Source organism: Comamonas avium, from assembly GCF_014836675.1.
GTDB classification, from domain to species: domain Bacteria; phylum Pseudomonadota; class Gammaproteobacteria; order Burkholderiales; family Burkholderiaceae_C; genus Comamonas; species Comamonas avium.
The window spans coordinates 158,159-179,889 of record NZ_JACSQK010000004.1 but is presented as its reverse complement, the minus strand read 5'-3'; the positions used below and the strand labels follow the sequence as shown (position 1 = coordinate 179,889).

The 21,731-nt window shown below is 59.1% G+C and carries 18 protein-coding genes; 5 read left to right on the top strand and 13 right to left on the bottom strand.

Features of this window, described 5'->3' with window-relative positions; all coding sequences use genetic code 11:
- Positions 1 to 91: 91 nt before the first annotated feature.
- From bamC to H9646_RS08525, 7 genes are all read right to left on the bottom strand, one after another.
- A complete protein-coding gene (gene bamC / locus H9646_RS08555) occupies positions 92 to 1,198 on the bottom strand; it encodes an outer membrane protein assembly factor BamC (RefSeq protein ID WP_318244914.1) in 1,107 nt (368 codons plus the stop codon).
- A gap of 53 nt (positions 1,199 to 1,251) precedes the next feature.
- The gene (dapA, locus tag H9646_RS08550) at positions 1,252 to 2,148 is read right to left on the bottom strand and encodes a 4-hydroxy-tetrahydrodipicolinate synthase (RefSeq protein ID WP_191722946.1); all 897 of its coding nucleotides are present in this window, start codon (positions 2,146 to 2,148) and stop codon (positions 1,252 to 1,254) included.
- Between the two features lie 225 nt (positions 2,149 to 2,373).
- On the bottom strand, positions 2,374 to 4,554 hold the full coding sequence (locus H9646_RS08545) for a DUF6630 family protein (RefSeq protein ID WP_191722945.1): 2,181 nt from the start codon (positions 4,552 to 4,554) through the stop codon (positions 2,374 to 2,376).
- Positions 4,555 to 4,628: 74 nt separating this feature from the next.
- Positions 4,629 to 5,171: a class I SAM-dependent methyltransferase gene (locus H9646_RS08540; RefSeq protein WP_225214069.1), complete on the bottom strand. Its 543-nt coding sequence runs from the start codon at positions 5,169 to 5,171 to the stop codon at positions 4,629 to 4,631.
- Positions 5,172 to 5,235: 64 nt separating this feature from the next.
- Positions 5,236 to 6,048 (bottom strand): SDR family oxidoreductase, encoded by an 813-nt coding sequence (locus H9646_RS08535; RefSeq protein ID WP_191722943.1) that lies wholly within the window; start codon positions 6,046 to 6,048, stop codon positions 5,236 to 5,238.
- Between the two features lie 40 nt (positions 6,049 to 6,088).
- Complete coding sequence (locus H9646_RS08530) at positions 6,089 to 6,247, bottom strand: hypothetical protein (protein WP_191722942.1); 159 nt, start codon at positions 6,245 to 6,247, stop codon at positions 6,089 to 6,091.
- A gap of 11 nt (positions 6,248 to 6,258) precedes the next feature.
- Positions 6,259 to 7,455: an MFS transporter gene (locus H9646_RS08525; protein ID WP_191723258.1), complete on the bottom strand. Its 1,197-nt coding sequence runs from the start codon at positions 7,453 to 7,455 to the stop codon at positions 6,259 to 6,261.
- A gap of 210 nt (positions 7,456 to 7,665) precedes the next feature.
- On the opposite strand from H9646_RS08525, the gene H9646_RS08520 reads away from it, so the two are divergent.
- The 3 genes from H9646_RS08520 (at position 7,666) to parC (ending at position 13,110) form a co-directional block, all read left to right on the top strand.
- Entirely contained in the window at positions 7,666 to 9,645 is a 1,980-nt protein-coding gene (locus H9646_RS08520; protein WP_191722941.1) for a DNA topoisomerase IV subunit B, read from the top strand.
- A gap of 127 nt (positions 9,646 to 9,772) precedes the next feature.
- Positions 9,773 to 10,645 (top strand): lytic transglycosylase domain-containing protein, encoded by an 873-nt coding sequence (locus H9646_RS08515; protein WP_191722940.1) that lies wholly within the window; start codon positions 9,773 to 9,775, stop codon positions 10,643 to 10,645.
- An 80-nt stretch (positions 10,646 to 10,725) separates the two neighbouring features.
- The gene (gene parC, locus H9646_RS08510; RefSeq protein ID WP_191722939.1) at positions 10,726 to 13,110 is read left to right on the top strand and encodes a DNA topoisomerase IV subunit A; all 2,385 of its coding nucleotides are present in this window, start codon (positions 10,726 to 10,728) and stop codon (positions 13,108 to 13,110) included.
- An 882-nt stretch (positions 13,111 to 13,992) separates the two neighbouring features.
- On the opposite strand, the gene H9646_RS08505 is transcribed toward parC, so the two are convergent.
- A complete protein-coding gene (locus tag H9646_RS08505; RefSeq protein ID WP_191722938.1) occupies positions 13,993 to 14,958 on the bottom strand; it encodes an ornithine cyclodeaminase family protein in 966 nt (321 codons plus the stop codon).
- Between the two features lie 262 nt (positions 14,959 to 15,220).
- Between H9646_RS08505 and H9646_RS08500 the strand changes: the two genes are divergently transcribed.
- Positions 15,221 to 15,601, top strand: coding sequence for a RidA family protein (locus H9646_RS08500; protein WP_191722937.1), 381 nt, complete (start codon positions 15,221 to 15,223; stop codon positions 15,599 to 15,601).
- A 26-nt stretch (positions 15,602 to 15,627) separates the two neighbouring features.
- On the opposite strand, the gene H9646_RS08495 is transcribed toward H9646_RS08500, so the two are convergent.
- The 4 genes from H9646_RS08495 to H9646_RS08480 form a co-directional block, all read right to left on the bottom strand.
- A complete protein-coding gene (locus H9646_RS08495; RefSeq protein ID WP_191722936.1) occupies positions 15,628 to 16,536 on the bottom strand; it encodes a type 2 periplasmic-binding domain-containing protein in 909 nt (302 codons plus the stop codon).
- 445 nt (positions 16,537 to 16,981) lie between these two features.
- Positions 16,982 to 17,734 carry an SDR family NAD(P)-dependent oxidoreductase gene (locus H9646_RS08490; RefSeq protein ID WP_191722935.1) on the bottom strand — a complete coding sequence of 251 codons (753 nt, stop codon included), beginning with the start codon at positions 17,732 to 17,734 and terminating at the stop codon, positions 16,982 to 16,984.
- 210 nt (positions 17,735 to 17,944) lie between these two features.
- The gene (locus H9646_RS08485; protein ID WP_191722934.1) at positions 17,945 to 19,132 is read right to left on the bottom strand and encodes a GGDEF domain-containing protein; all 1,188 of its coding nucleotides are present in this window, start codon (positions 19,130 to 19,132) and stop codon (positions 17,945 to 17,947) included.
- A 286-nt stretch (positions 19,133 to 19,418) separates the two neighbouring features.
- Positions 19,419 to 20,060, bottom strand: coding sequence for an OmpA family protein (locus tag H9646_RS08480; protein ID WP_225214068.1), 642 nt, complete (start codon positions 20,058 to 20,060; stop codon positions 19,419 to 19,421).
- 201 nt (positions 20,061 to 20,261) lie between these two features.
- Between H9646_RS08480 and H9646_RS08475 the strand changes: the two genes are divergently transcribed.
- The gene (locus tag H9646_RS08475) at positions 20,262 to 20,999 is read left to right on the top strand and encodes a P-loop NTPase family protein (RefSeq protein WP_191722933.1); all 738 of its coding nucleotides are present in this window, start codon (positions 20,262 to 20,264) and stop codon (positions 20,997 to 20,999) included.
- A gap of 34 nt (positions 21,000 to 21,033) precedes the next feature.
- On the opposite strand, the gene trhA is transcribed toward H9646_RS08475, so the two are convergent.
- Complete coding sequence (trhA, locus tag H9646_RS08470) at positions 21,034 to 21,666, bottom strand: PAQR family membrane homeostasis protein TrhA (protein ID WP_191722932.1); 633 nt, start codon at positions 21,664 to 21,666, stop codon at positions 21,034 to 21,036.
- Positions 21,667 to 21,731: the final 65 nt, after the last annotated feature.

Here is a 21,731-nt window from a genome sequence, read left to right as displayed (position 1 = left end):
TTGAGCTTAAGGCTGTGCATCCTTGTGCAGTACAAAAAAACCGCTCCACCTTGCGGCGAGCGGTTTTTTTGTAGCTTGGCGCTGAGGCGAATTACTTCAAGTCGTCAGCAATCACGCGCACGATGCGTTGGGCTGCCTGTTTTTCTGGCTGTCCCTTGTCATCCAGCACGGTGACCTGGGTTTTGTTGCCTTCACTGCGTACTGTAATCTGGTACTGACCAGGCTTGTTCTCAGGCTTGCTGCTGAACCAGCCGCTGAACCAGCCCTTCTTGGTCTCCATGTTGGCATTGGGCGCTACGTAGCGCACAAAGTACACGCCCTTGGAGCGGTCGCGGTCTTCAACGGTAAAGCCGGTGCGGTCCAGCGCCACACCCACGCGGCGCCATGCACGGTCAAAAGGCTCGTCCAGCTGCACAGCAGGCTGACCGTTGACGGTAGTGATTTGTGCCGAAGCCGCTGCAGAAGATGCAACAGTGGTCTTGTCGGCTGCGACCAGAGCACGTGACTGCTCTTCAGTCGTGCCCAGCTTGATCATCAGACGGCGCAGGAATTCAGTTTCCAGCTCAGGGTCTGCAGCGCGGGGTTGCCAGATGGTGGAGTCTTTGTTGCTGTTGCTGTAGACCTCTTCCATGCCGCGGTGCGTGATGTAGATCTCGGTCTTGCCATCGGTGCGTCGCTCAAGACGGGTGCGGAAACGATCGCGCTCGCTGGTGGAGTACAGCGAGTCAAACACCTTGCCCAGTGTGGAGCGGATGATGTCCTGCGGCAGCTTGGCGCGGTTTTCGGCCCAGTCGGTTTCGATGATGCCCAGATCGGCTTTTTCTTGCGACAGGTTAAAGCCGTGGTCCAGCCAGAACTCGCGGGTGGGCTCCCACAGCTGGTCTGCCGGGCGGTCTACCACCAGCCAGCGCTTGTCGCCGTCACGCATGATTTGCACGTCACCGACTTGCAAAGGCGCTGCGCGTTCAATGGTGGGCACTTGTGCCTGGCCCGCCTGCAGTGCAACGGCCGACACAGAACGGTCAGGCGCAGCGCTGTAGCGGGTGTCTTTGGTCAGCTGCGTCAGATCTGGAGGTACTTCCAGCGTGCTGGCCTTCTTGGCGCTCTTGTAGTCGATCTTGCTTTCTTCAATGACAGAGCAAGCAGACAGTGCAACAGCCAAGCCGATCAGGCTCAAACGGGTGGTGTATTGGGTCACTTTCACGCGGAATTTCCTCGGATGGTGCAAAAAACGGAAAAAACAGTTCTGGATTAAATCAAGCCAGCATTGCGCAGCGCGGTTTCTACCACAGGCTGATTGCTGGCAGACAACGCTGTCATGGGCAAGCGCAAAGTGCCGCCACAGTGGCCCATGCGCGAGACTGCCCATTTCACGGGAATTGGATTGGCTTCTACAAACAGTTGTTTGTGCAGGGGCATCAGCTGGAACTGGATTTGCATGGCGCGCTGGACGTTGCCAGCCAGCGCAGCAGCGCACAGCTCGCTCATCAAGCGGGGTGCCACGTTGGCGGTGACGGACACGTTGCCGTGGCCACCACACAGCATCAGTGCAACGGCGGTGGGGTCATCACCAGAGTACACGCCAAAACCCTGTGGCACATCGCGGATCAGCCACTGAGCACGTTCGATGTTGCCGGTGGCTTCCTTGATACCAAAGATGCTGTCGATCTGGGCCAGACGCAGGACGGTGTCGTGCTGCATGTCAGCAACGGAGCGTCCGGGAACGTTGTAGAGCATCATGGGCAGGTCGCCCACGGCTTCGGCAATGGTCTTGAAGTGCTGGTACTGGCCTTCTTGCGTGGGCTTGTTGTAGTAGGGCACCACCTGCAGCTGGCTGTCGGCACCTACGCTCTTGGCAAACTTGGCTAGTTCGATCGCCTCGTGGGTGCTATTGGCACCACAGCCGGCCATCACTGGCACGCGGCCTGCGGCCTGTTCCACAGACACACGAATAATCTCGCAGTGCTCTTGCACATTCACGGTGGGGGATTCGCCCGTGGTGCCCACTACGCCGATGCAGTTCGTGCCTTCGGCGATGTGCCAGTCGATCAGTTTGCGCAGGCTGGGGTAGTCGACGCTACCGTCCTCATACATGGGGGTGACTAGGGCAACGATGCTGCCCTTCAGGGCGACTGTAGGTGTGGTCATGACCGCGAGAGAAATCGGGAAAAGGACATTCTAACGACTGCGCCTGCGTGCGCCGCATGCGTTTTGTGCAGGGAGACCCTAAAGCAGGCACACATTTGACGGTATACGGGTCAGATGCTTGTAAAAAAAGAGCTACTAGCGCTTGATTTATATGTCATTGGGGTAGTTAAGACTTTGAAAGTTCCAGACCATGGTCGCTAGCTGCTCTTTTTTTAGTGATGAAGGTCAGTCTTCGGTCCATGGCTCGCTGGTGGTTTCTACCCAGGCATGCCGCGCCGCTTGCCCCAGCATCGTGATCAATTCAGGCGCATCTTGGCTGCGCACGACGGCATAGCGCCAGGCGTCGTCGCTGCAGGGCAAGTGCAGCAATGCCAGGCCCTGGGGCGCCAGATGCTGGGCCAGGCTGGCAAAGCCATCGCTGATGGCATCACCTTGAAGGTCTTTGTCCCAGTGCCAGTCGTGCGCGCCTGACAGCCAGGTGCTGCTGCGCAGGGCGTCGGTGTCTTTCCAGTCGATATGCGCAAACTGCGCGGCAATCGCCTGCAGGTGCAACCAGTACAAGGTGTAAAAGTTGTCGCCATCAGGCAACTTGATGTCTTGCTCGCCCGGTGCCGCAGCCTCTTCGTCTTCTGATTCCCCGCTGAGAACTTGAGCATCTGGATGCGCCACGCAGTCGCGCCAGTCTTGCAGCAGTTGTGCGCTGGCAGTGGGCTGGCCCAGACACACGATGGTCGCCATGCGCTGCATCCAGTCGGCGTCTTGTGCCTTGATCAGCGCTGCGCGTGTGATGGTTTCGGTGGTTGCGGGCAAAGGTGCTTGCCTGAGGCGCTGGATCACGCCTTGCAATGCGTCGTCATAGTCTTGCCATGTTTCACCCGTGGGCGTGAAGCTGAAGTCTTTGATGGAAAACATGCCCATTTGTGCCCCGGGGCGTTCACCCATGAACGCCATCAGCGCATTTTTTTGCAGCTTGCGGTGCAGGTGCGAACACCAGATGTCGGGGCTGCTCAGCAGCTTGCCCTGGGTGTTGTAGATGTGGGGCTGGCCCTGGTGCGTAAAGGCCAGCAGCTTGCTGCCAGGCAAAACTTTGGGGGGCGAATCGTTAAAGCCGCGTTCAATCCGCTCGTAAGTGCAGGCCATGATTTCTTTGCCGCAGAGGTGCACCACACCTTCACCAAAGCGGCTGTTTGTCTGGTCTTTGTCATCGGAGGGTGCGATGCGGCGCCAGGCCACGGCCAAGCCAGTCTTAAGGTTGAACTCCCCGATGTGCGCATACGTGCTGTCAAAAAGCGGCTGGCCCTGTGGATTGAGGACCTGCATGGTGGTGTTGCCATCGGCTGCTTGGCAGCTGATGCGCATCACACCATCGGTGTCAGCGCTGTAACTGGCGTCGGTAACGGCTGTGTGCAGCGGCACCAAGCCGGGCAGGCTGTAAAGATCGTAGGCGTCAGGCGCTTGTGGTGACTTGCATTGCATCACGTGCGGGGTGAGGGCCATGGCGTTCAGATAGCCCGCAGTAGGTGGTAGTACCCACAAGCCATTGAAATCTTTCAGACCCGATACAGCCCCTGCACCCGGCACACTTTCGGGCTGCCATACGCTGATGTAGCCGTGGGACGCAAACACCAGATGCGCACCGTCATCCGGGTGCTGTAGCCAGCGACCATAGGGCGTGACCATGCCCACGGGCAAACTCATGCGCTCATCTTCGCTGTGGGGCGGCAGCCCCGTGCTGGGGTGGCGCTTGGGCACGACGCAATAAGTCTGCGTCTGCTCATCCCAGGCACCAAAGTGGCGCAGCGTGTAATGCTCGACCAGCCAAGCGGGCCAGTCTTGTTCATCGTCTTGCTCAATCGCTGCGGTGCGGGCAATGACTGCAGGGCTCCACCAGCCCAGTTGTGCGTGCGGGTCTTGCTTCAAAATTTGAAGTGCTTCTGGCAAAACAGGTGTGTGTCCATCCCATTGCCGGCACACATCGCGCTGAGCATGCAGAAAGTGGGCGAACTCTGGCTCGTCAAAATCATGCGGGCACAGCATGGCGCTATCGAGCAGCAGCCATTGGCGCTGGCTGGTGGTGATGGTGCTGTCCATGGCTTGCCACTGCGCGCACATCGATGCCGACCAGTGGCTGGGCAGCGGCTCCATGCAGGCCTTGAGCCATTGCCAGCGCGCCTTGACCTGTGCCATGGGCGCCACCAGTGCAGACAGCGCATCTTTATCTTCGTAGGCACTGCAGGGCACCTGTTTTGGCAACTGTTGGGCGTCGCCCATGAGTACGCTAAACAGCAGGGGCGTGGTGTCGAACCATTCGGCCCAGCCATCGCAAACGCCACCGGGCTCGACAGGCCAATGGGTGCTGGAACTGGGGAATTCATCGTGGGCAAGCAGCAGGGCGTAAGCAGGCATGAAATTGCAGAAAAACTAAAAGGCGGTAGTGCCCTGCGCGCAGCGGCGGCGGCTTGAGGTAGGGGCGTCAGTCTTCAGGCCGTAAGCGGCACGGGTGCGCTGTGCGCAGCACCGGGCTTGATGGCCACGATGCGCTGCACCACACGGTCAGGCTGGCTGCGCAGGCCATGCTCGTAGGCCACTACCTGCCAGCCATTGCAGACCTGCAGCAATTCACCGGGCGCGAGCAAGAAGTCAGGGCGCGACGGTTTGCCGAAAGCTGCATTGCCCTGCGCAAAGGTTTCGTAGATCAGTACGCCGCCATCGCGCACGCTGCCCAGAATCTGGGGCCACAAGGGGCGCCACAGATAGTGGGTGACAACCACCGCATCAAATTGCTGCTCGGGCAAGGGCCATGGGGCATTTTCTATATCGGCGTGCAGGGCGCGTACGCTGGCGGGCAAGTGCGCCAAGGCCTGTGCATCACGATCAACCCCTGTCAGCTGATGGCCCAGTTCAGCCAGAAACGCCGCGTGGCGGCCCCTGCCACAGGCCACATCGAGCACCTGCGAAGCAGGGGGAATGACGTGACTAAAGCGTTGAATCCATTCGGAAGGTGCAGCGGCCGTGGCAAGCATACTGAGGGGCAAAGGAGAAGGGCAAAACATATGCAGCCCACTATATGCGCTGCAGTGCAGGGTTTTAATGCGGGCGACTGTCTTGTTTCACAGCTGCCAGGGCCATGTTTTCTACCCAGCCCGGCGCTATCAGTTTGATCCACCGGCCCAGCTTGCCTTTGGTGGTCATCACCACTTCACGCTGGCGGGCGTGCATGGCGCGGATGATCAGATGCGCGCACTCTGACACAGGCATGGCGTTGTCTTCTTTGAGGCCGCTCACACCTGCGGCCTGTCCTTGGGCGTTGTAGCCGTGGTAACGGATGCGCGTGTCCACCACGCCGGGGTAGGCCAGCGTGACGCTCACGCCGCTGGGTTTGAGCTCGGCCCTCAGGGCTTCAAAAAAGCCCACCATGGCAAATTTGCTGGCACTGTAGGCAGTACGCGCCGGCACACCCACCAGCCCTGCCAGTGAAGACACCGCCACGATGCGCCCGCGCGAAGCCTGCAAATGCGGCAACGCAGCATGCGTGCACCACACACTGCCCCACAGGTTCACGCGCATCAGCTGTTCGTACCATTGCAAATGCTCTGCGCTCACATCAGCCAGCATGGCGTGGGCAGAGATGCCTGCGTTGTTGATCAGACAGTCAATCCCGCCAAAGGCCTGCACCGTTTGTGCAATCAACGCGCGGCACTGCGCTTGGTCTGCTACATCGGTGCGTACCACCAGTACCTGGGCTTTGGCGGCCCGGCACTCTAATGCGACGGCTTGCAGCTTGGCAGCGTCGCGGGCCGCCAGTACCAGTTGCAATTGTTCGTGGTGGGTGTGCGCCAGCTGGCGTGCCATTTCAGCGCCAATGCCGTCCGAAGCGCCTGTGATGATGATGCGAGGCAAAGCAGTCTCCCGGCCATGCCGCCGGGAGTGTTTCCTCAGCTTAGAAGCAGGCCCAAACCTGATCTGCCAGTGTGAGCATGAATTCTGGGCGTGTGTACAGGGCAAACACCGCCAGCAAGATCGCTAGAACCCCCGCCCAGATCAACGCTCGCAGCCACAAAGGCAGCGCTGGTGGTGTGGGCGTGGTTTGGGTATGCATGGTGGTCAATATTACGCTGATGCCGTCGGCTGGCGCACCAAAGCGGTTTCACGCACCGGCAGATTGACCAGCGCAGCAAAGATGCCCAAGGCAATCGACAGATACCACACCATGTCGTAATTGCCGTTCATGTCATACAGATAGCCACCCAGCCATACGCCCATGAAGCTGCCAATCTGGTGGCTGAAAAATACAAAGCCCCCCAGCATGGACAGATGCTGCACGCCAAAGATTTGTGCAATCGTGGCATTGGTCAGCGGCACGGTGGACAGCCACAGAAAGCCCATGGCAGCAGTGAAGATGTACACCGACCATTCGGTCAGCGGTATCAGCAAGAAAAGCACGGTGATTACCGAGCGCATGCCGTAAATGCCCGACAGCACATAGCGCTTGTGCATGGGGTATTTTTGCCCCAGATTGCCTGCCAGATAGGTGCCAAAAATGTTGAACAGTCCTACCAGCGCCAGACCAATGCTGGCCACGTGAGGTGCCATGCCAAAGTCTTTGAGGTAGCTGGGCATGTGCACGCCAATGAACATCACCTGAAAGCCGCAGACAAAGTAGCCCGCCAGCAGCAGCACAAAGCTGGGGTTGGTCCATGCCTCTTTCAGGGCATGTCCAATGGTCTGTTCGCGCTTGGGTGCGGCGCCTCCCGTGAAGCCCGGTTCGCGCAGGCCAAACGCAAGCACGCAAATAATGAGTGCCATGGCAGCCAGAATCAGCAGCGCATTGCTCCAGCCAAACTGCGCAATCAGCGTGCCTTCCACTGGCACCATGAAAAACTGACCAAATGATCCGGCTGCAGCCGTAACCCCCATGGCCCAGCTGCGCCGTGCCGCAGGAATTTGCCGCCCCAGCACGCCATAAATCACCGCATACGTTGTGCCTGCCTGTGCTGCGCCAATAACCACGCCGGTCGTCAGTGCAAACATCAGGGTGCTGGGCGACAGGGCCATGCCAATCAGCCCCAGTGCATACAGGACGGAGCCGCAAATGAGCACCTTGAAGGCGCCAATGCGATCGGCAATCATGCCCACGAAGATGCCAAAAATGCCCCACGACAGGTTCTGAATCGCAATGGCCAGCGAAAAACTCTCTCGCGTCCAGCCCATGTCCTGGGTGATGGGCAGCAACCACAGCCCAAAACCATGGCGTATGCCCATGGCCAGTGTGACGACCATGCCCCCGCACAGCAGCACTTGCAGCATGGGCAATTGCTGGGTGGATGATTGTTGTGTGTTGTTTTGCATGCCAAACAATGTAGCGAAATGCGTCGGTAAAAGCTGCAACATGTGCGATATGGATTGCATATTCCAGCCTTCGGATGGCACGATGCCGCCTTCGCTACACGGAGTCTAGTCTTGGTTACTGTGAATTTATCCAGCACTGAGCTGTGGCCGGAATTACAATCCGCCCCCATGGCAGCTAAACCCTCTACTCCTGCATCCGCTTATTCGGAAGGCTCAATCCGCGTGCTCAAGGGCCTGGAGCCCGTCAAGCAGCGTCCCGGCATGTACACCCGTACCGACAACCCCTTGCACATCCTGCAAGAGGTGATTGACAACGCCGCCGACGAGGCTTTGGCCGGATTCGGCAAAAAAATCAAACTCACCTTGCACACCGACGGCTCCGTCAGTGTGGAAGACGATGGCCGTGGCATTCCTTTTGGCCTGCATCCTGAAGAGGGTGCCCCTGTGGTCGAGCTGGTCTTTACCCGCCTGCATGCGGGCGGCAAGTTCGACAAGGGCAACGGAGGAGCGTACAGCTTTTCTGGTGGCTTGCATGGCGTGGGCGTCTCGGTGACCAATGCGCTGTCCACGCGGCTGGAAGTGACCGTGTTTCGCGACGGGAAAGTCGCCAGTCTGACTTTCTCGGGCGGCGATGTGATCGAGCCTTTGAGCGTACGCCCCATGGCCAGTGGTGACCGCAAGCAGGGCACCACCGTTCGCGCTTGGCCAGATGCCAAATACTTTGACAGCCCCCACTTGCCCATGGGCGAGCTGGTGCACCTGCTGCGCTCCAAAGCCGTGCTCATGCCCGGTGTCAGCGTGACACTGACCAACGAAAAGAACAAAGACGTTCAGCAGTGGCAGTACAAGGGCGGTCTTAAAGACTACCTTTCGCAAACGCTGGTGGCTGACCCCGTCATTCCGCTGCTTGAAGGCGAAGGCTTTGCTGACAAGCACAGCGATACGTTCAGCGAAGGTGAGGGTGCCGCTTGGTGCCTGGCCTTTACGGAGCTGGGTGCCCCCGTGCGCGAGAGCTACGTCAACCTGATTCCCACCACGGCGGGTGGTACGCACGAAAGCGGCCTGCGCGATGGCTTGTTTCAGGCCGTCAAAGGCTTTATCGAGCTGCATGCGCTGCTGCCCAAGGGCGTCAAGCTCATGCCGGACGACGTATTTGCGCGTGCCAGCTTTGTCTTGAGCGCCAAGGTGCTTGATCCGCAGTTTCAGGGTCAGGTCAAAGAAAAGCTCAACAGCCGTGATGCCGTGCGTCTGGTTTCGGGTTTTGTGAAGCCCGCCATGGAGCTGTGGCTCAACGCCAATGTTGAACATGGCAAGAAGCTGGCCGAACTGGCCATCAAGGCTGCGCAAATTCGCCAGAAGGCTGGTCAGAAGATTGAAAAGCGCAAAGGCTCTGGCGTGGCCGTGCTGCCCGGCAAGCTGACCGACTGCGAAAGCCGTGATCTGGCCGACAACGAAGTGTTTCTGGTGGAGGGTGACTCTGCCGGTGGCTCCGCCAAAATGGGGCGCAACAAAGCGACGCAGGCCGTGCTGCCTTTGCGCGGCAAGGTGCTCAACACCTGGGAGGTGGATCGCGACCGCCTGTTTGCCAACAACGAAATTCATGACATTTCAGTGGCCATCGGCGTGGACCCCCACGGCCCGAATGACACGCCTGATCTGTCTGGCCTGCGTTACGGCAAGATTTGCATCTTGAGTGATGCCGATGTGGACGGCTCGCACATTCAGGTGCTGCTGCTGACCTTGTTCTTCAAGCATTTCCCCAAGCTGATCGAAGCGGGCCACGTTCACATTGCGCTGCCTCCCTTGTTCCGGGTGGATGTGCCTGCGCGTGGCAAAAAACCAGCGACCAAGGTGTATGCGCTGGATGATGGCGAGCTGCACGCCATTCTCGACAAGGCCGCCAAAGAAGGCGTTCCGCGCGAGAAATGTCAGATCAGCCGCTTTAAGGGCCTGGGCGAGATGAACGCTGAGCAATTGTGGGAAACCACGCTCAACCCCGACACCCGGCGTCTGCTGCCGGTGCAGGTTCAAAGTCTGAACGCTGAGGCATCTGCCCACATCTTTGGCCAGCTTATGGGTAAAGGAGAAGCGGCTGCCCGCCGAGAGCTGATGGAGCTGCACGGTGATGCGGTCGAGGTGGATATTTAACGTCTGCCATGTGCATGCGCATTCGTCTGACGGCATCTTCAGCACAGGGGCGCGATGGGCGACATCCCCACGCGGTTTTAACGCATGGGGCTTGGAGACATCGCCAGCCCCGTGTTAAATGTGAGTGATGACTAACACGATTCAGTCTCCTATAGCCAAGCGCAATGGCACCCAGTCTGCGTCAGCGTGCCTGCACAGCAACTGGTTGCGCGCCGTGAGTGCAGCTGTGGGTTTGTTCAGCGTGTCACTGGCCCATGCTGATACCTGGTTTTTCGTCGAGGACAACGGTGTTTTGCACTACGCCAATGAACGCGTGGACGAGCGCTATCACCGCTTTTCAATGAATGACCTGGAGCCCGGCGATGGCCCCCTGTTTGTCGATATACGCGCTGCAGCCTACCGGCTAGCAGAAGCCTCCGAAAAAGATCGTAGCGCCGCCACCCGGTACTTTGCCAATAGCAGTGGCTACAAACTCCACGCCAAGCACATCCGTGCGGCGGCCTCGAAATTGGGTGTTGATGAGCAACTGCTCAAGGCCATTGCCACAGCAGAGTCGGGCTTTAACGCCACGGCGGTATCGCCCAAGGGTGCGATTGGCCTGATGCAGGTGATTCCAGATACGGCAGCCCGCTTTGGGTTGGAGGGCGACAAGCAGCGCTCCATCGTGCAAAAGCTCAAGGACCCGGCCATCAACGTGCCTGTCAGTGCACGTTATGTGCGCTACCTGCAGGGTCTATTTCCGGGGCGTACCGACCTGGTTGTGGCCGCCTACAACGCGGGTGAAGGCGCGGTGCAGCGCTATGGCAACAAAATTCCGCCTTACAAAGAAACCCAGAACTACGTCAAAACGGTGATGACCTTGTACGCTAGCCTGCAACCCAATTTGATTGCCAACAACGGTATGGGCCTGTATGGGGGCAGTGCACAACTGACACGCAGCCCTACGGACAGCAACCGTTTTCGCATGACCATTCCGGCCGCTGATGATGTGAACAACTGACATCGCCTGCCGCACAACAATCCAGCAGGGCGTACGCGTTGGAGGAGACGCCCGCCACTGCTGTCAAAAACTAAGAAACCATGAGCGATCAACCCGAAGTCGAAGTACCTGGCCAGCAGCCCGCAGCCCCTTTGTTGGATTTAGCCACCCAGGCGTCAGGGGACGCCCTGGAGCTGGGCCAGTACGCCCAGCGTGCCTATCTGGAATACGCACTGAGCGTGGTCAAGGGCCGCGCCCTGCCCGATGTGGCCGACGGCATGAAACCCGTGCAGCGCCGCATTCTGTACGCCATGGATCGCATGGGCCTGAGCTTTAGCGGCCCTAACAACAACACCGCCCCCAAACCCGTCAAATCAGCCCGTGTGGTGGGTGATGTGCTTGGTCGTTTTCACCCCCACGGTGACCAGTCAGCCTACGACGCGCTGGTGCGGATGGCGCAAGATTTTTCGCAGCGCTACCCGCTGGTGGATGGGCAAGGCAACTTCGGCAGCCGCGACGGTGACGGCGCAGCCGCCATGCGTTACACCGAAGCGCGGCTGTCCAAAATCACCACGCTGCTGCTCGATGAGATTGACGAAGGCACGGTCAACTTTGTGCCCAATTACGACGGCAGCACGCAAGAGCCACAGCAGTTGCCCGCCCGATTGCCGTTTTCGCTGCTCAACGGCGCCAGCGGCATTGCCGTGGGTCTGGCCACCGAAATCCCCAGCCACAACCTGCGCGAAGTGGCCGATGCCTGCGTGGCGCTGGTCAAAAAACCCACGCTGAGCGATGACGAGCTGTACACCCTGATCACCGGCCCCGACTACCCCGGCGGCGGTCAGATCATCAGCAGCGCGCAAGACATTCGCAACGCCTACACCACGGGCCGCGGCAGCCTGAAGGTGCGCGCCCGCTGGAGCATTGAAGAGCTGGCGCGCGGCCAGTGGCAAATGGTGGTCAACGAGCTGCCGCCCGGTGTGTCGTCGCAAAAAATTCTGGAAGAGATCGAAGAACTCTCCAACCCCAAGGTCAAGACCGGCAAGAAAGCGCTCACGCAGGACCAGCAGCAACTCAAGGCCACCATCCTCTCGGTGCTGGACGGTGTGCGCGACGAATCCAGCAAAGACGCCGCCGTGCGCCTGGTGATAGAGCCCAAGACCGGCAAAACGCCACAGCAAGACCTGATTACCGCCTTGCTGGCCCACACCAGCCTGGAGACCAGCGCCAGCATCAACCTGACCATGATCGGTCTGGACGGCAAGCCCGTGCAAAAGTCGCTGCGCCGCATGCTGGAAGAGTGGATTGATTTCCGCCAGAGCACCATTACCCGCCGCTCGCAGCACCGTCTGGAGAAGGTGCAGGCCCGCATCCACATTCTGGAAGGCCGCCAGATCGTTCTGCTCAATATCGACGAGGTGATTGCCATCATCCGGGGCAGCGACGAGCCCAAGGCCGCGCTGATTGAGCGCTTTGATCTTTCAGATCGGCAGGCCGAAGACATTCTGGAAATCCGCCTGCGCCAACTTGCCCGGCTGGAAGCCATCAAGATCGAGAAAGAGCTCAAAGAGCTGCGCGAAGAAGAAGGCAAGCTGCAAGACATTCTGGCCAACCCCAAGAGCCTGCAGCGCCTGATGGTCAAAGAGATTGAAGCCGACGCCAAGACCTTTGCCGACGAGCGCCGCACGCTCATCCAGGAGGAAAAGAAAGTCACCGCCGAGATCAAGGTGCCGGACGAACCCGTCACCGTCATCGTCTCTGACAAGGGCTGGGTGCGCACCCACAAGGGCCATGGTCATGAGGCGGGCAACTTCAGTTTCAAGGCGGGTGACGCGCTGTGGGGCACGTTCGAGTGCCGCACGGTCGATCAGCTCATCGTCTTTGGCAACAACGGCCGTGTGTACAGCGTGGCGGTGGCCAGCCTGCCCGGTGGCCGTGGTGATGGTCAGCCCATCAACACCCTGATTGATCTGGAAGCCGGTACCACCATTGCCAGCTACTTTGCTGGCCCCCTGACCGCGCAACTGCTGATGAGTGGCAGCGGCGGCTACGGCTTTATTGCCAAGCTGGAATCCATGTGCGCCCGCAACAAGGCGGGCAAGGCTTTTGTCACCATCCAAGACGGCGAAACCCTGTGCGCACCATCGGTGATTGGTGGCACCAACGGCAGCGTGGATCTGCCTGAAGCCACGCACGTGGCGTGCGTGAGCACCAGTGGCAATGTTTTGAGCTATGCCTTGTCAGAGCTCAAGCTCATGTCCGGTGGGCGTGGCCTGCAACTGATGAAGATTGACGAGGGCGATGCGCTGGCAGGCGCTGCGGCCTATACCCACTCGGTACGCATCACGGGTGTGGGGCGCGGTGGCAAGGTCAAGGAAGAATCGCTGGAGATTCGGTCTTTGAATGCTGCTTTGGGTAAACGGGCGTCCAAGGGGAAGACGACAGGGTGGACGTTTAAGCCCAATGGTGTGTTCCGCGTGGAGTGATGCTTTGAGGGTTTGATAGCTTTTAGCGCTTGCTGGGTAAGCGCTAGAGGCTGAAAAGGCTGTTAACTCTTTAGTTGGAGTTAGCAGACTTTTTAATTTGTGCTTCATGTTTTTGAAAGCGCTTTGAGCCCAAAACCCTATGAATAATTCAAGGACGTAAACACGGCAGTGCCACCTACTTACCTGCATCAAGAGGCGTAATGCTGGCAATGCACACCAGCCGCAGGACTGGTGTGCCCGTGGCTGTTCAGAAAAAGAAGTCCCCCAAACTTCCGGCGGCTGTCTGAGCGCAGCGCTGCCAGCGCGTAGCGAGTTCCGCCGGACAGCCCTCGGCAGAGTCGTATCTTTGGTGACTTTCTGGACGAAGCCAGAAAGTTACTCACCCGTCGGTGCGACAAACCGACCTCTGCCCTCAAAGCCAGTGCAGCCTAAAAAATGAATAGCTACTAACGCAAATTCCATAAGAGCTGCCAGCCGAAAACACTATGAATCATTCAAAGACGTAAACACGGCAGTGCCACCTACTTCCCCGCATCAAGAGGCGCAATACTGGCAATGCACGCCAGCCGAAGGACTGGCGTGCCCGTGGATGTTGAGCAAAGGAAGTCCCTCAAACTTCCGGCGGCTGTCTGAGCGCAGCGCTGCCAGCGCGTAGCGAGTTCCGCCGGAAGCCGTCGGCAGACGCGCTTCTTTGGTCACTTTCTTGTCGCGAACAAGAAAGCGACTCGCCCGTCGGTGCGACAAACCGACCCCTGCCCTCAAAGCCAGTGCAGCATAAAAAATAAATAGCTACCAACGGGCACCCCATAAGCGCTAATAGCCAAAACCCATATAAACAGAAAACATAAGCACTTGTATGGCGCAGCTCTGCCATCCAGTGCCTTACCCCTGCCCATTCACAGCAGCCGCCCCTTCCCATGCACCATATGCCAGCGACGCAGCAGCCAAATCCTCCAGCGCGCTGCCTACTGATTTGAAAAGCGTAATTTCCTGCGCGCTGCGGCGGCCTGCGTGCTGGCCACGGCACAGTTGCTCCAGCGTGGCAGTCAGTTGCTCTTTGGCCCATGCGCCTTCGTCGATGGCGCCTAGCAGGTCGCCCGCTTTGAGCAGGGCTTCGGTGGTGTCTACAAACACGCTGGCTTTGCGCAGACAGTCGCCGTCGCTCTCGCGCATGGCGGGGGTGAAGCTGCCGATCAAGTCCAGGTGCGTGCCGGGCTGCAGCCATTCACCGCGAATGAGTGGGGCAGTGGCCAGCGTGGCGCAACTGACGATGTCGGCACGGCGCACGGCGGCTTCCAGGTCAGGAGCGTGCTTTGCGGCAATACCTTGGGCGTTCAGGCGTTCGACCAGTGCGTGGGCACTGGCGGGGTTGCGGTTCCACACCTCCACCGTTTGCAGCTCGCGCACGCAGCGGTAGGCGTGGGGCAGCAGGCTGGCGACGCGGCCGGTGCCCACCACCAGCAGCTTTTTGGCATCAGGGCGGCTGAGCCAGCGGGCAGCCAGCGCTGACGCGGCAGCAGTGCGGCGCGAGGTGATGGTGTCGCCATCCAGCACGGCAAGAGGCTGGCCCGTGCTGGCGTCGTACAGGATGTAGACCGAGTGCAGTCCGGGCAAGCCCTTGCGGTGGTTGCCGGGGAAGATCGAGACGGTTTTGACGCCCAGATGCTGGCCGGTTTGCCAGGCTGGCATCAGCAGCATGATGCCGTTGTCATCGTCCGTGCTGCCGGGGATGGCGTGGTTGTGGCGCAGCGGTACCTGGCAACCGTCAATGAACATGCGCTCCAAGGCGGGCAAAAGGGTGGAGAAGGGAAGGTGTTGTTCGGTGCTGGGCTGGGAGATGATCTGCATGCAGGCTCTGAGGGGGCAAGTCAAATGGGAGATGGATAAATGGTAGGAGCCCGGCTGCACGAGAGGAATGGGCGTTGTCCCTGCGTACTTGGGGCGAAGTGCTGCGCAAGGTCGTTCATCCCTGCATAAAAAGTAGCTGTATGCGCTGACTGCACAAGCGTTACAGGCCAAAAACACTCACAATTAAAAAATGCCAGCCTAAGCGCTTTACGCTTGGACTGTTCGCCAAAAGCTTTCAGCACTTGCTCCGGTGCATTGATTTATGACCATCTCGACCTCTGACTCCATCACCCGTCACCATGTGGGCAAGCGCCTGTCGGAAGTGGCTATCCACAACGGTACGGTCTATCTGGCCGGGCAGATTCCTGAGAACAACCCAGACGGCGACATGCGCACGCAAACGCAGGAGGTGCTGGGCCATGTGGAGCGGCTGCTGAGCGCCGCAGGCAGCAGCAAGGCGCACATTCTGTCGTGCCAGATCTTTATTCGCAGTGCGGCTGACATTGTGGTGATGAACGAGGTGTGGGATGCGTGGGTAGTGCCCGGACACACGCCACCGCGTGCGACGGTGATTGGCCCGGCCATCAACCCCAAGTACCTGATTGAAGTCATCGTGACTGGTGCGCTGATCACCGCGAATTAGATGGGGGTCAACACGGTGTTTGCGGGCTATTTGCTGGTTTTTGCCGCAGTAGTCTCTTCCTGTGTATTGCGCTCCATGAGCTCAAAGATGGCTTGCCATGTCTGGATATAGTGGTGGATGTAGCGCTGCGATGTTGCGTGATCTATGCGCAACGGGATTTGCCATATGTCGAGGATGGCTTTCTGGGTTTCTGCCGACGTGGTGATGGTTTCAAAAGCTGCAATCAGCTTTTGCTTGTCGGCTTGCGCCATGTTGCGTGGCACAAACGCACCGTGCCAGCCGCGGCCCAGCGGTGGCAGGCCCAGTTCGGTAAAGGTGGGCACAGTTGGCACGTAGCGAATGGTTTCGTTGTGCGATTTGGCCACCACGGCCACATCGTTGCCAATTTTGCGCATGTGTGAGCAGCGCGAAATGGCCAGATCGACGCTTTTCTCCAGCATGGGCGTGAGCATTTCAGCACCCTGAAACGGCTGGGCCTGCACCTGTAGTGGCCGCTGATCTGCTGTTTTTCTTTTGTTTTTAGCCCTGCTGGCCAGTGCATGCACCCACATGATGGGGCTGCCGCTGTAAGCCCCTACGCCAATCTGGGCGGGCCGCCCCAGGCTGGACAGCCAGGCGAGCAGATCTTTTTGCTCATGTGCGGGCGAGGTTTTGAGGGCAAACAGGCACCACGGTATCTCCATGAAGATGACCAGTGGCTCAAAGTTAGCCAGATGCCTGGGGTTTTGTGCGGGGTTGCCGGTCAGGCTGCTATTGCCTTCAGAGACCAGCCAGATGGCGCGCTGTGCCAGCTTGGGATCGCTGCCGGGCTTGGGGGGCACCAGCCCTTCGCTAGGGTCATCAAACTGCAATTGCACCGGGGCTTGCAGCTGTTCTTGCAGTTGGCTGCGTAAAGAATCAATGTAGACCTGCGCCAGCGGGAAGGGAGAGGCCACTATTTTCCATGGGACAGCAGTTGGCGGGGTGGCCGCCAAAGCGAAGGGAGCGCTCAGTAGCAACGCGGCAATCCATACACAAAACCATTGGAGAGCATGGTGGCAGGGTGACATGTTGCAAGCCTCTCTGACAGATAACGCATGGAACGACGCGCAAAAACATGCGCGCTGATGGGTAGCGAAACAATCACATGGCGGCCTGTGCCGCAGTGGCTGAGGATGCGGTCAGTATGTCTAGCGCAGCTTCTTGTAGGAAAGAGCCGCTAGATTGGTGATTTAGTGATCAATGGTCTTGCAATTTTATTTGGGGCGCTGACTTGGCTTTGTGCGAGGTTGGCTGTGCGTCAAGTGCCCCCACCCCCCGCGCTTGCGGGCAAGGCGCAGGGGGATAGACCATAGGCAACACGGCTTTGCGCAGTCGGCTGAGTCACTGCGCAACGGGCATTTACCAGACCGACTGGCGGTGCACGGACAGGCCGGCAAAGCTTTGCTGTACAGGCATGATTTCGATGGCGTTGATGTTCATGTGCTTGGGGCTTTGGGCAATCCACAGCACGGTGGAAGCGATGTCTTCGGGGGTGAGAAATTGCACGCCTTCGTAGACTTTGGCAGCTTTTTCTGCATCGCCAAAACGCACATTGGAAAACTCGGTGCCGCCGCACATGCCCGGCTCAACATTGGTCACACGCACGGCGGTACCACTGAGGTCGGCACGCAGGTTGCGGCTGAACTGCTGCACGAAGGCCTTGGTAGCGCCATAGACGTTGCCGCCCGCATAAGGCCAGTTGCCAGCCACCGACCCCAAATTGATGACATGACCGCGCTTGCGCTCCACCATGCCTGGCAGGAAGGTGCGGCTCATGGTGACCAGACCGGTGCAGTTGGTGTCGATCATGGTTTGCCACTGGTCCAGATCGGCACGCTGTGCTGGCTCCAGACCCAGAGCAAGGCCGGCGTTGTTGATGAGTACGTCCACTTCAGCAAAGGCGGCAGGCAGTTGGGAGGGCAACGCCTGAACTGCTGCGCGATCTGTCACATCCAGCTCCACAGGCAGCAGGCGCTCACCCAGTTCGGCAGCCAGAGCCGCCAGCTTGTCTTTGCGGCGAGCGGTGGCAATGACGTGGTGACCTGCCTGTACAAAACTGCGCGCCATGGCCGCACCGAAACCCGCCGATGCGCCAGTGATTAAAACGATCATGATGTGGTTCTTTCTCTTCAATACCGGGGAAATGGGGCATTGTCTCCAGAGGCTGTGTATTTGGGCAAGTACGCAGGCGTCTTGATGCGCAATTGCTACCACCGTGCTGGGGCAGGGGCTTGTTCAGTGCAGCGCAGTACCTGAGAAAGTTTTCCAGTCCCGCTTGGACCATCCCGGGTGGCTGGAGCCATGGTTTCGGTGCGTGTGGTCTTATGCGTCAACGGACGCCGTGGCTGCGGGCGAAGCATGCGTGGAGTCTTGCTGCCAGACCCGGTTGCGCCCGTTGGTTTTGGCCTGGTACAGGGCCTGATCGGCACACAGCAAGGCGTGATCCAGCGTCTGAGCCTCTGCGGGATAGCACACATGCAGCCCAACACTGATGGTCACGGGCCATGTTTCCTGTGCGTGGTGAGCGGCTACTGCGCTGCGCACCGCATGGCACATCCGGTCAGCCAGCAAGCTGGCGTTCAGCGTGTCGGTGTTGGGGCATGCAATGACAAATTCTTCTCCTCCATAGCGCCCGACAATGTCGTGAGGGCGTACATGGGTTTGCAGCAAATGGGCGATCTGAGTCAGTACCCTGTCTCCCTCCTGATGGCCGCATGCATCGTTGACGCGCTTGAAATGGTCCACATCAATCATCAGCAGACTGAAAGGGGTCTGGTACAGCTGCGCCTGTCCGCACATTATTTCCAGCGATTGCATCAAGGCTCTGCGGTTGGGCAACTCGGTCAGTACGTCCATATTGGCCATGTACTGCAACCGGTTGTGCTGGCGGCCTGAGCAAAGCAGCAAGAAACCGGTCGATTTCAGGTGCATGGCGATGAACAAAATGGTGAATGAAAGGAGCAGGTGCGTGCTGGATGAGGCCGGGTCGCGCAGCGTGAGTGAAGCGTTGGGCAGAAACACCCTTAGCAGCATGGCGCTACAGAACATCAGCACGCCCACCACCAGCACGACGCTGCCTTTATTCAAAGGCTCGCTGCGGCGGCGTGCCAGCAGCAGCAGCCCCCAGATCTCGCTGCAAAGAAACAGCCCGCTGACCAGGCGCACGCGCAGTTCAGGCTGGTTGATGGCTAGCGTAAACAGCAGCAATGCCCAAAGAGGCAGGCACAGCAGCAGCCACCAAGGCGGGCGAATTTGGTAGAAGCGATAGATGGTGGCGAGCCAGCAGCTTTGCCCGCATGCAAACACTGCGTAGGCCGCCATGAACCACTGCGTGGGGTTGGGCGATGCCATGAAGCTGATGCACACATAGGACAGGCCGTAGCACGTCATCGTCATGGCCATGAGCAGGCTGCCCTCGCGCCAGTGGGTGCGGCCGGTCAATATCACGCTGATCGCCGAGGAGCCAGACGACAGGGCAATCATTAAAGCGATGGTCGTGAGGTCGGGCATGTGCCCCTCCGTTCGCTGAAGACGTCGGCAAGACAAGGGTGCTGCGCTGACGTTACGACCGTGGCTGCAAAGCGGCACATTGGGACGCTTGCAAAAAGATAGAAGTCATTACCAAATGTGTCAATTGGCATCGAGTGGTAGAAGTCCTCAACCCTGTGTAGGTGAACACGCAGGCCACTGTCTGCATGGCGGCCCTGACACTGAAGCAGGGCACGACAGAAACGCAGCCAGCGCTTGTGATCCAGGCGTGGATTGCGTTTCTGTTATTGAAGGTGCTGCTTTATTTTTACTGTGCGGCGGCCACAAACACTTCAACGCGACGGTTTTTAGCGCGGCCCCAGGCGCTGTCGTTGGAGGCAACAGGTTCACGTGCGCCACGGCCTTCGGTCTGGATGCGCGGGCCACGCACTTGGCTGAAGATGTAGTCGCGTGTGGCGTTGGCGCGGCTCAGCGACAGGGGGTCATTGATGTGCGCACCACCCGTGCTGTCGGTGTGTCCCACGATGATGACGTGGGTGTTAGGGTTGCGACGCAGACTGGTTACAAAGCTGTCAAGCACGGGGCGAAACTGGCTCTTGATGTAGGCGCTGTTGCTGTCAAACGAAATGTCCGACGGTATGGCCAGCTTGAGCTGGTTGTCGCTGGTACGCGACACTGTCACACCCGTGCCACGGGTTGCAGCTTCTAATTCCTGACGCTGACGCTCCATGCTGGCCGACCAGACATAGGTGCCCACGCCGCCTACTGCTGCACCAATCAAAGCCCCTTTACCGGCTTTTCCCCCTGTGGCTTTGGCAATGCCTGCTCCTGCCAAAGCACCTACGCCCACGCCAAGGGCTGTGTTGCGCTGGGTTTCGGTCATGGTTTCGCAGCCAGTCAAAGCCAGAGCAGCGGTGAGTGTCAAGACGGCCGTAGTTTTGATTTGCAATGTTCTCTCCCTGTAACAAACATGCAAAATGTATAGCGGTTTATGGTCACCCCCGGCAAACAAAGTCTGATTTGCCGGCTTACCCCGTGCGCGAGCAGGCACTGAATGTGCTTGCCTTGTGCAGGCCGCTGCTGACAGTTGCTGGCTGGGATGTCAGCCCTGGTGTGATGAAGCTGGTTACAAGAAAGGAAAAGGTGGCCTGTGCCCAATGCCATACATGAACGCGAGGAGTTGCACAAACCACTGATGGTCTGGGCCGATTTGTGGCCACAAGGCATCCAGTTTCCAGCCAAAGGTTGGAGCGAGCAGTTGAAGCCTGGCATCTGCGTGGTGGTCGATGAATCTGGCGAAGAAGCGCAGCAATGGCTGGCGGTGCTGGCCGGGCATGCTGTTGCGGGGCGTGGTCGTGTGCAGTGTGCGGGTCTGTGCAGTCAGGCAGACAGTGCGGCGTACGTGGCGCAGGTGTACTGGCACCATCCACGTGCGGCAATGCACGAGCGTGAAATGTCTGCCCAGCAATGGGTGCAAGAAGTCGCGCAGCGTTGGCCCACCTGGAGCGAGGCCGCCTGGAGCCGCCATTGCCAGGGCTTTGGCCTGCAAGAGCATTTGTCCAAACCCCTGTGGCATTTGTCTACCGGGTGCCTGCGCAAGCTGGGCATCGCCGCTGCCTTGGCCAGCGGTGCACGCCTGACGCTCATTGAAGAGCCCGTTGCGGCCTTGGATCGCAGCAGCATTCGCTATCTTTGTCAGGCCCTGGATGCTCTGGGTGAAGAGCTGGCCAGTGCGCCGCAAATACTGCGCTGGATCATGGTTGCGCACTGGGAGCCGCTGGCGGGCGTGACATGGGATGAAGTGCTGGCTCCACCGCCATTGACTAACACCACAGATGCGCCTGAAGAGAGTCCCCAGACCTTGCCCGTTCAGCAAGACCTGCTGTGAGCGCAGGGCTGGTGGGACGTCGGGGAAGCCTTCATCAAACCACAGCGCTGGGCAAGACGTAGCGCATGATGGTGACGTAATGCAGCAAGCTGCCTGCAATCACAAACAGATGCCAGATGCCGTGAAAATGGCGCACACGGCCATCCAGCACAAAGAACACGATACCTACGCTATAGAGCAGGCCGCCTGCAGCCAGCCAGATAAAGCCAGCAGTGCCCAGTGCCTCAAGCAGCGGCCCTGTAGCCACCACCACCACCCAGCCCATCACCGCATAAATGATGAGCGAAAGCACACGTGCCTCATTGCGGGGCTTGATCTCTTGCAGCATGCCCACTAGGGCCAGGCCCCAGACGACACCAAACAAGCTCCAGCCCCATGCACCGCGCAGGCTGATCAGGCAAAACGGCGTGTAACTGCCTGCAATCATCAGATAGATGCTCAGGTGGTCGAACTTTTGCAGGATGCGTTTGGCCGGGCCGCGCACGCTGTGATAGAGGGTTGAGGTGGCATACAGCAACACCATGGCAACGCCATAGATGCTGACGCTGGTGATGGCCTGTGCGTCGGCGCGCAGGCTGGTGACCACGATCAGCCATGTCGCGCCCGTCAGCGCAAACAGGGCGCCAACCAGATGCGTCCAGGCGTTAAAGCGTTCACCGTAGTACATGGCTCCCATATTGGGCGATCTACACCCGCTTGCAAGCCAGAACAAAGCAAGCAAACGTGTCAGAG

Coding starts and splice junctions, on each gene's coding strand:
- H9646_RS08515 (WP_191722940.1), top strand. CDS start 9,773: ATGACTAACACGATTCAGTCTCCTATAGCCAAGCGCAATGGCACCCAG.
- H9646_RS08490 (WP_191722935.1), bottom strand. CDS start 17,734: ATGATCGTTTTAATCACTGGCGCATCGGCGGGTTTCGGTGCGGCCATG.
- H9646_RS08525 (WP_191723258.1), bottom strand. CDS start 7,455: ATGCTGCAAGTGCTGCTGTGCGGGGGCATGGTCGTCACACTGGCCATG.
- H9646_RS08520 (WP_191722941.1), top strand. CDS start 7,666: ATGGCAGCTAAACCCTCTACTCCTGCATCCGCTTATTCGGAAGGCTCA.
- parC (WP_191722939.1), top strand. CDS start 10,726: ATGAGCGATCAACCCGAAGTCGAAGTACCTGGCCAGCAGCCCGCAGCC.
- H9646_RS08500 (WP_191722937.1), top strand. CDS start 15,221: ATGACCATCTCGACCTCTGACTCCATCACCCGTCACCATGTGGGCAAG.
- H9646_RS08540 (WP_225214069.1), bottom strand. CDS start 5,171: ATGCTTGCCACGGCCGCTGCACCTTCCGAATGGATTCAACGCTTTAGT.
- dapA (WP_191722946.1), bottom strand. CDS start 2,148: ATGACCACACCTACAGTCGCCCTGAAGGGCAGCATCGTTGCCCTAGTC.
- H9646_RS08505 (WP_191722938.1), bottom strand. CDS start 14,958: ATGCAGATCATCTCCCAGCCCAGCACCGAACAACACCTTCCCTTCTCC.
- trhA (WP_191722932.1), bottom strand. CDS start 21,666: ATGTACTACGGTGAACGCTTTAACGCCTGGACGCATCTGGTTGGCGCC.
- H9646_RS08485 (WP_191722934.1), bottom strand. CDS start 19,132: ATGCCCGACCTCACGACCATCGCTTTAATGATTGCCCTGTCGTCTGGC.
- H9646_RS08545 (WP_191722945.1), bottom strand. CDS start 4,554: ATGCCTGCTTACGCCCTGCTGCTTGCCCACGATGAATTCCCCAGTTCC.
- H9646_RS08530 (WP_191722942.1), bottom strand. CDS start 6,247: ATGCATACCCAAACCACGCCCACACCACCAGCGCTGCCTTTGTGGCTG.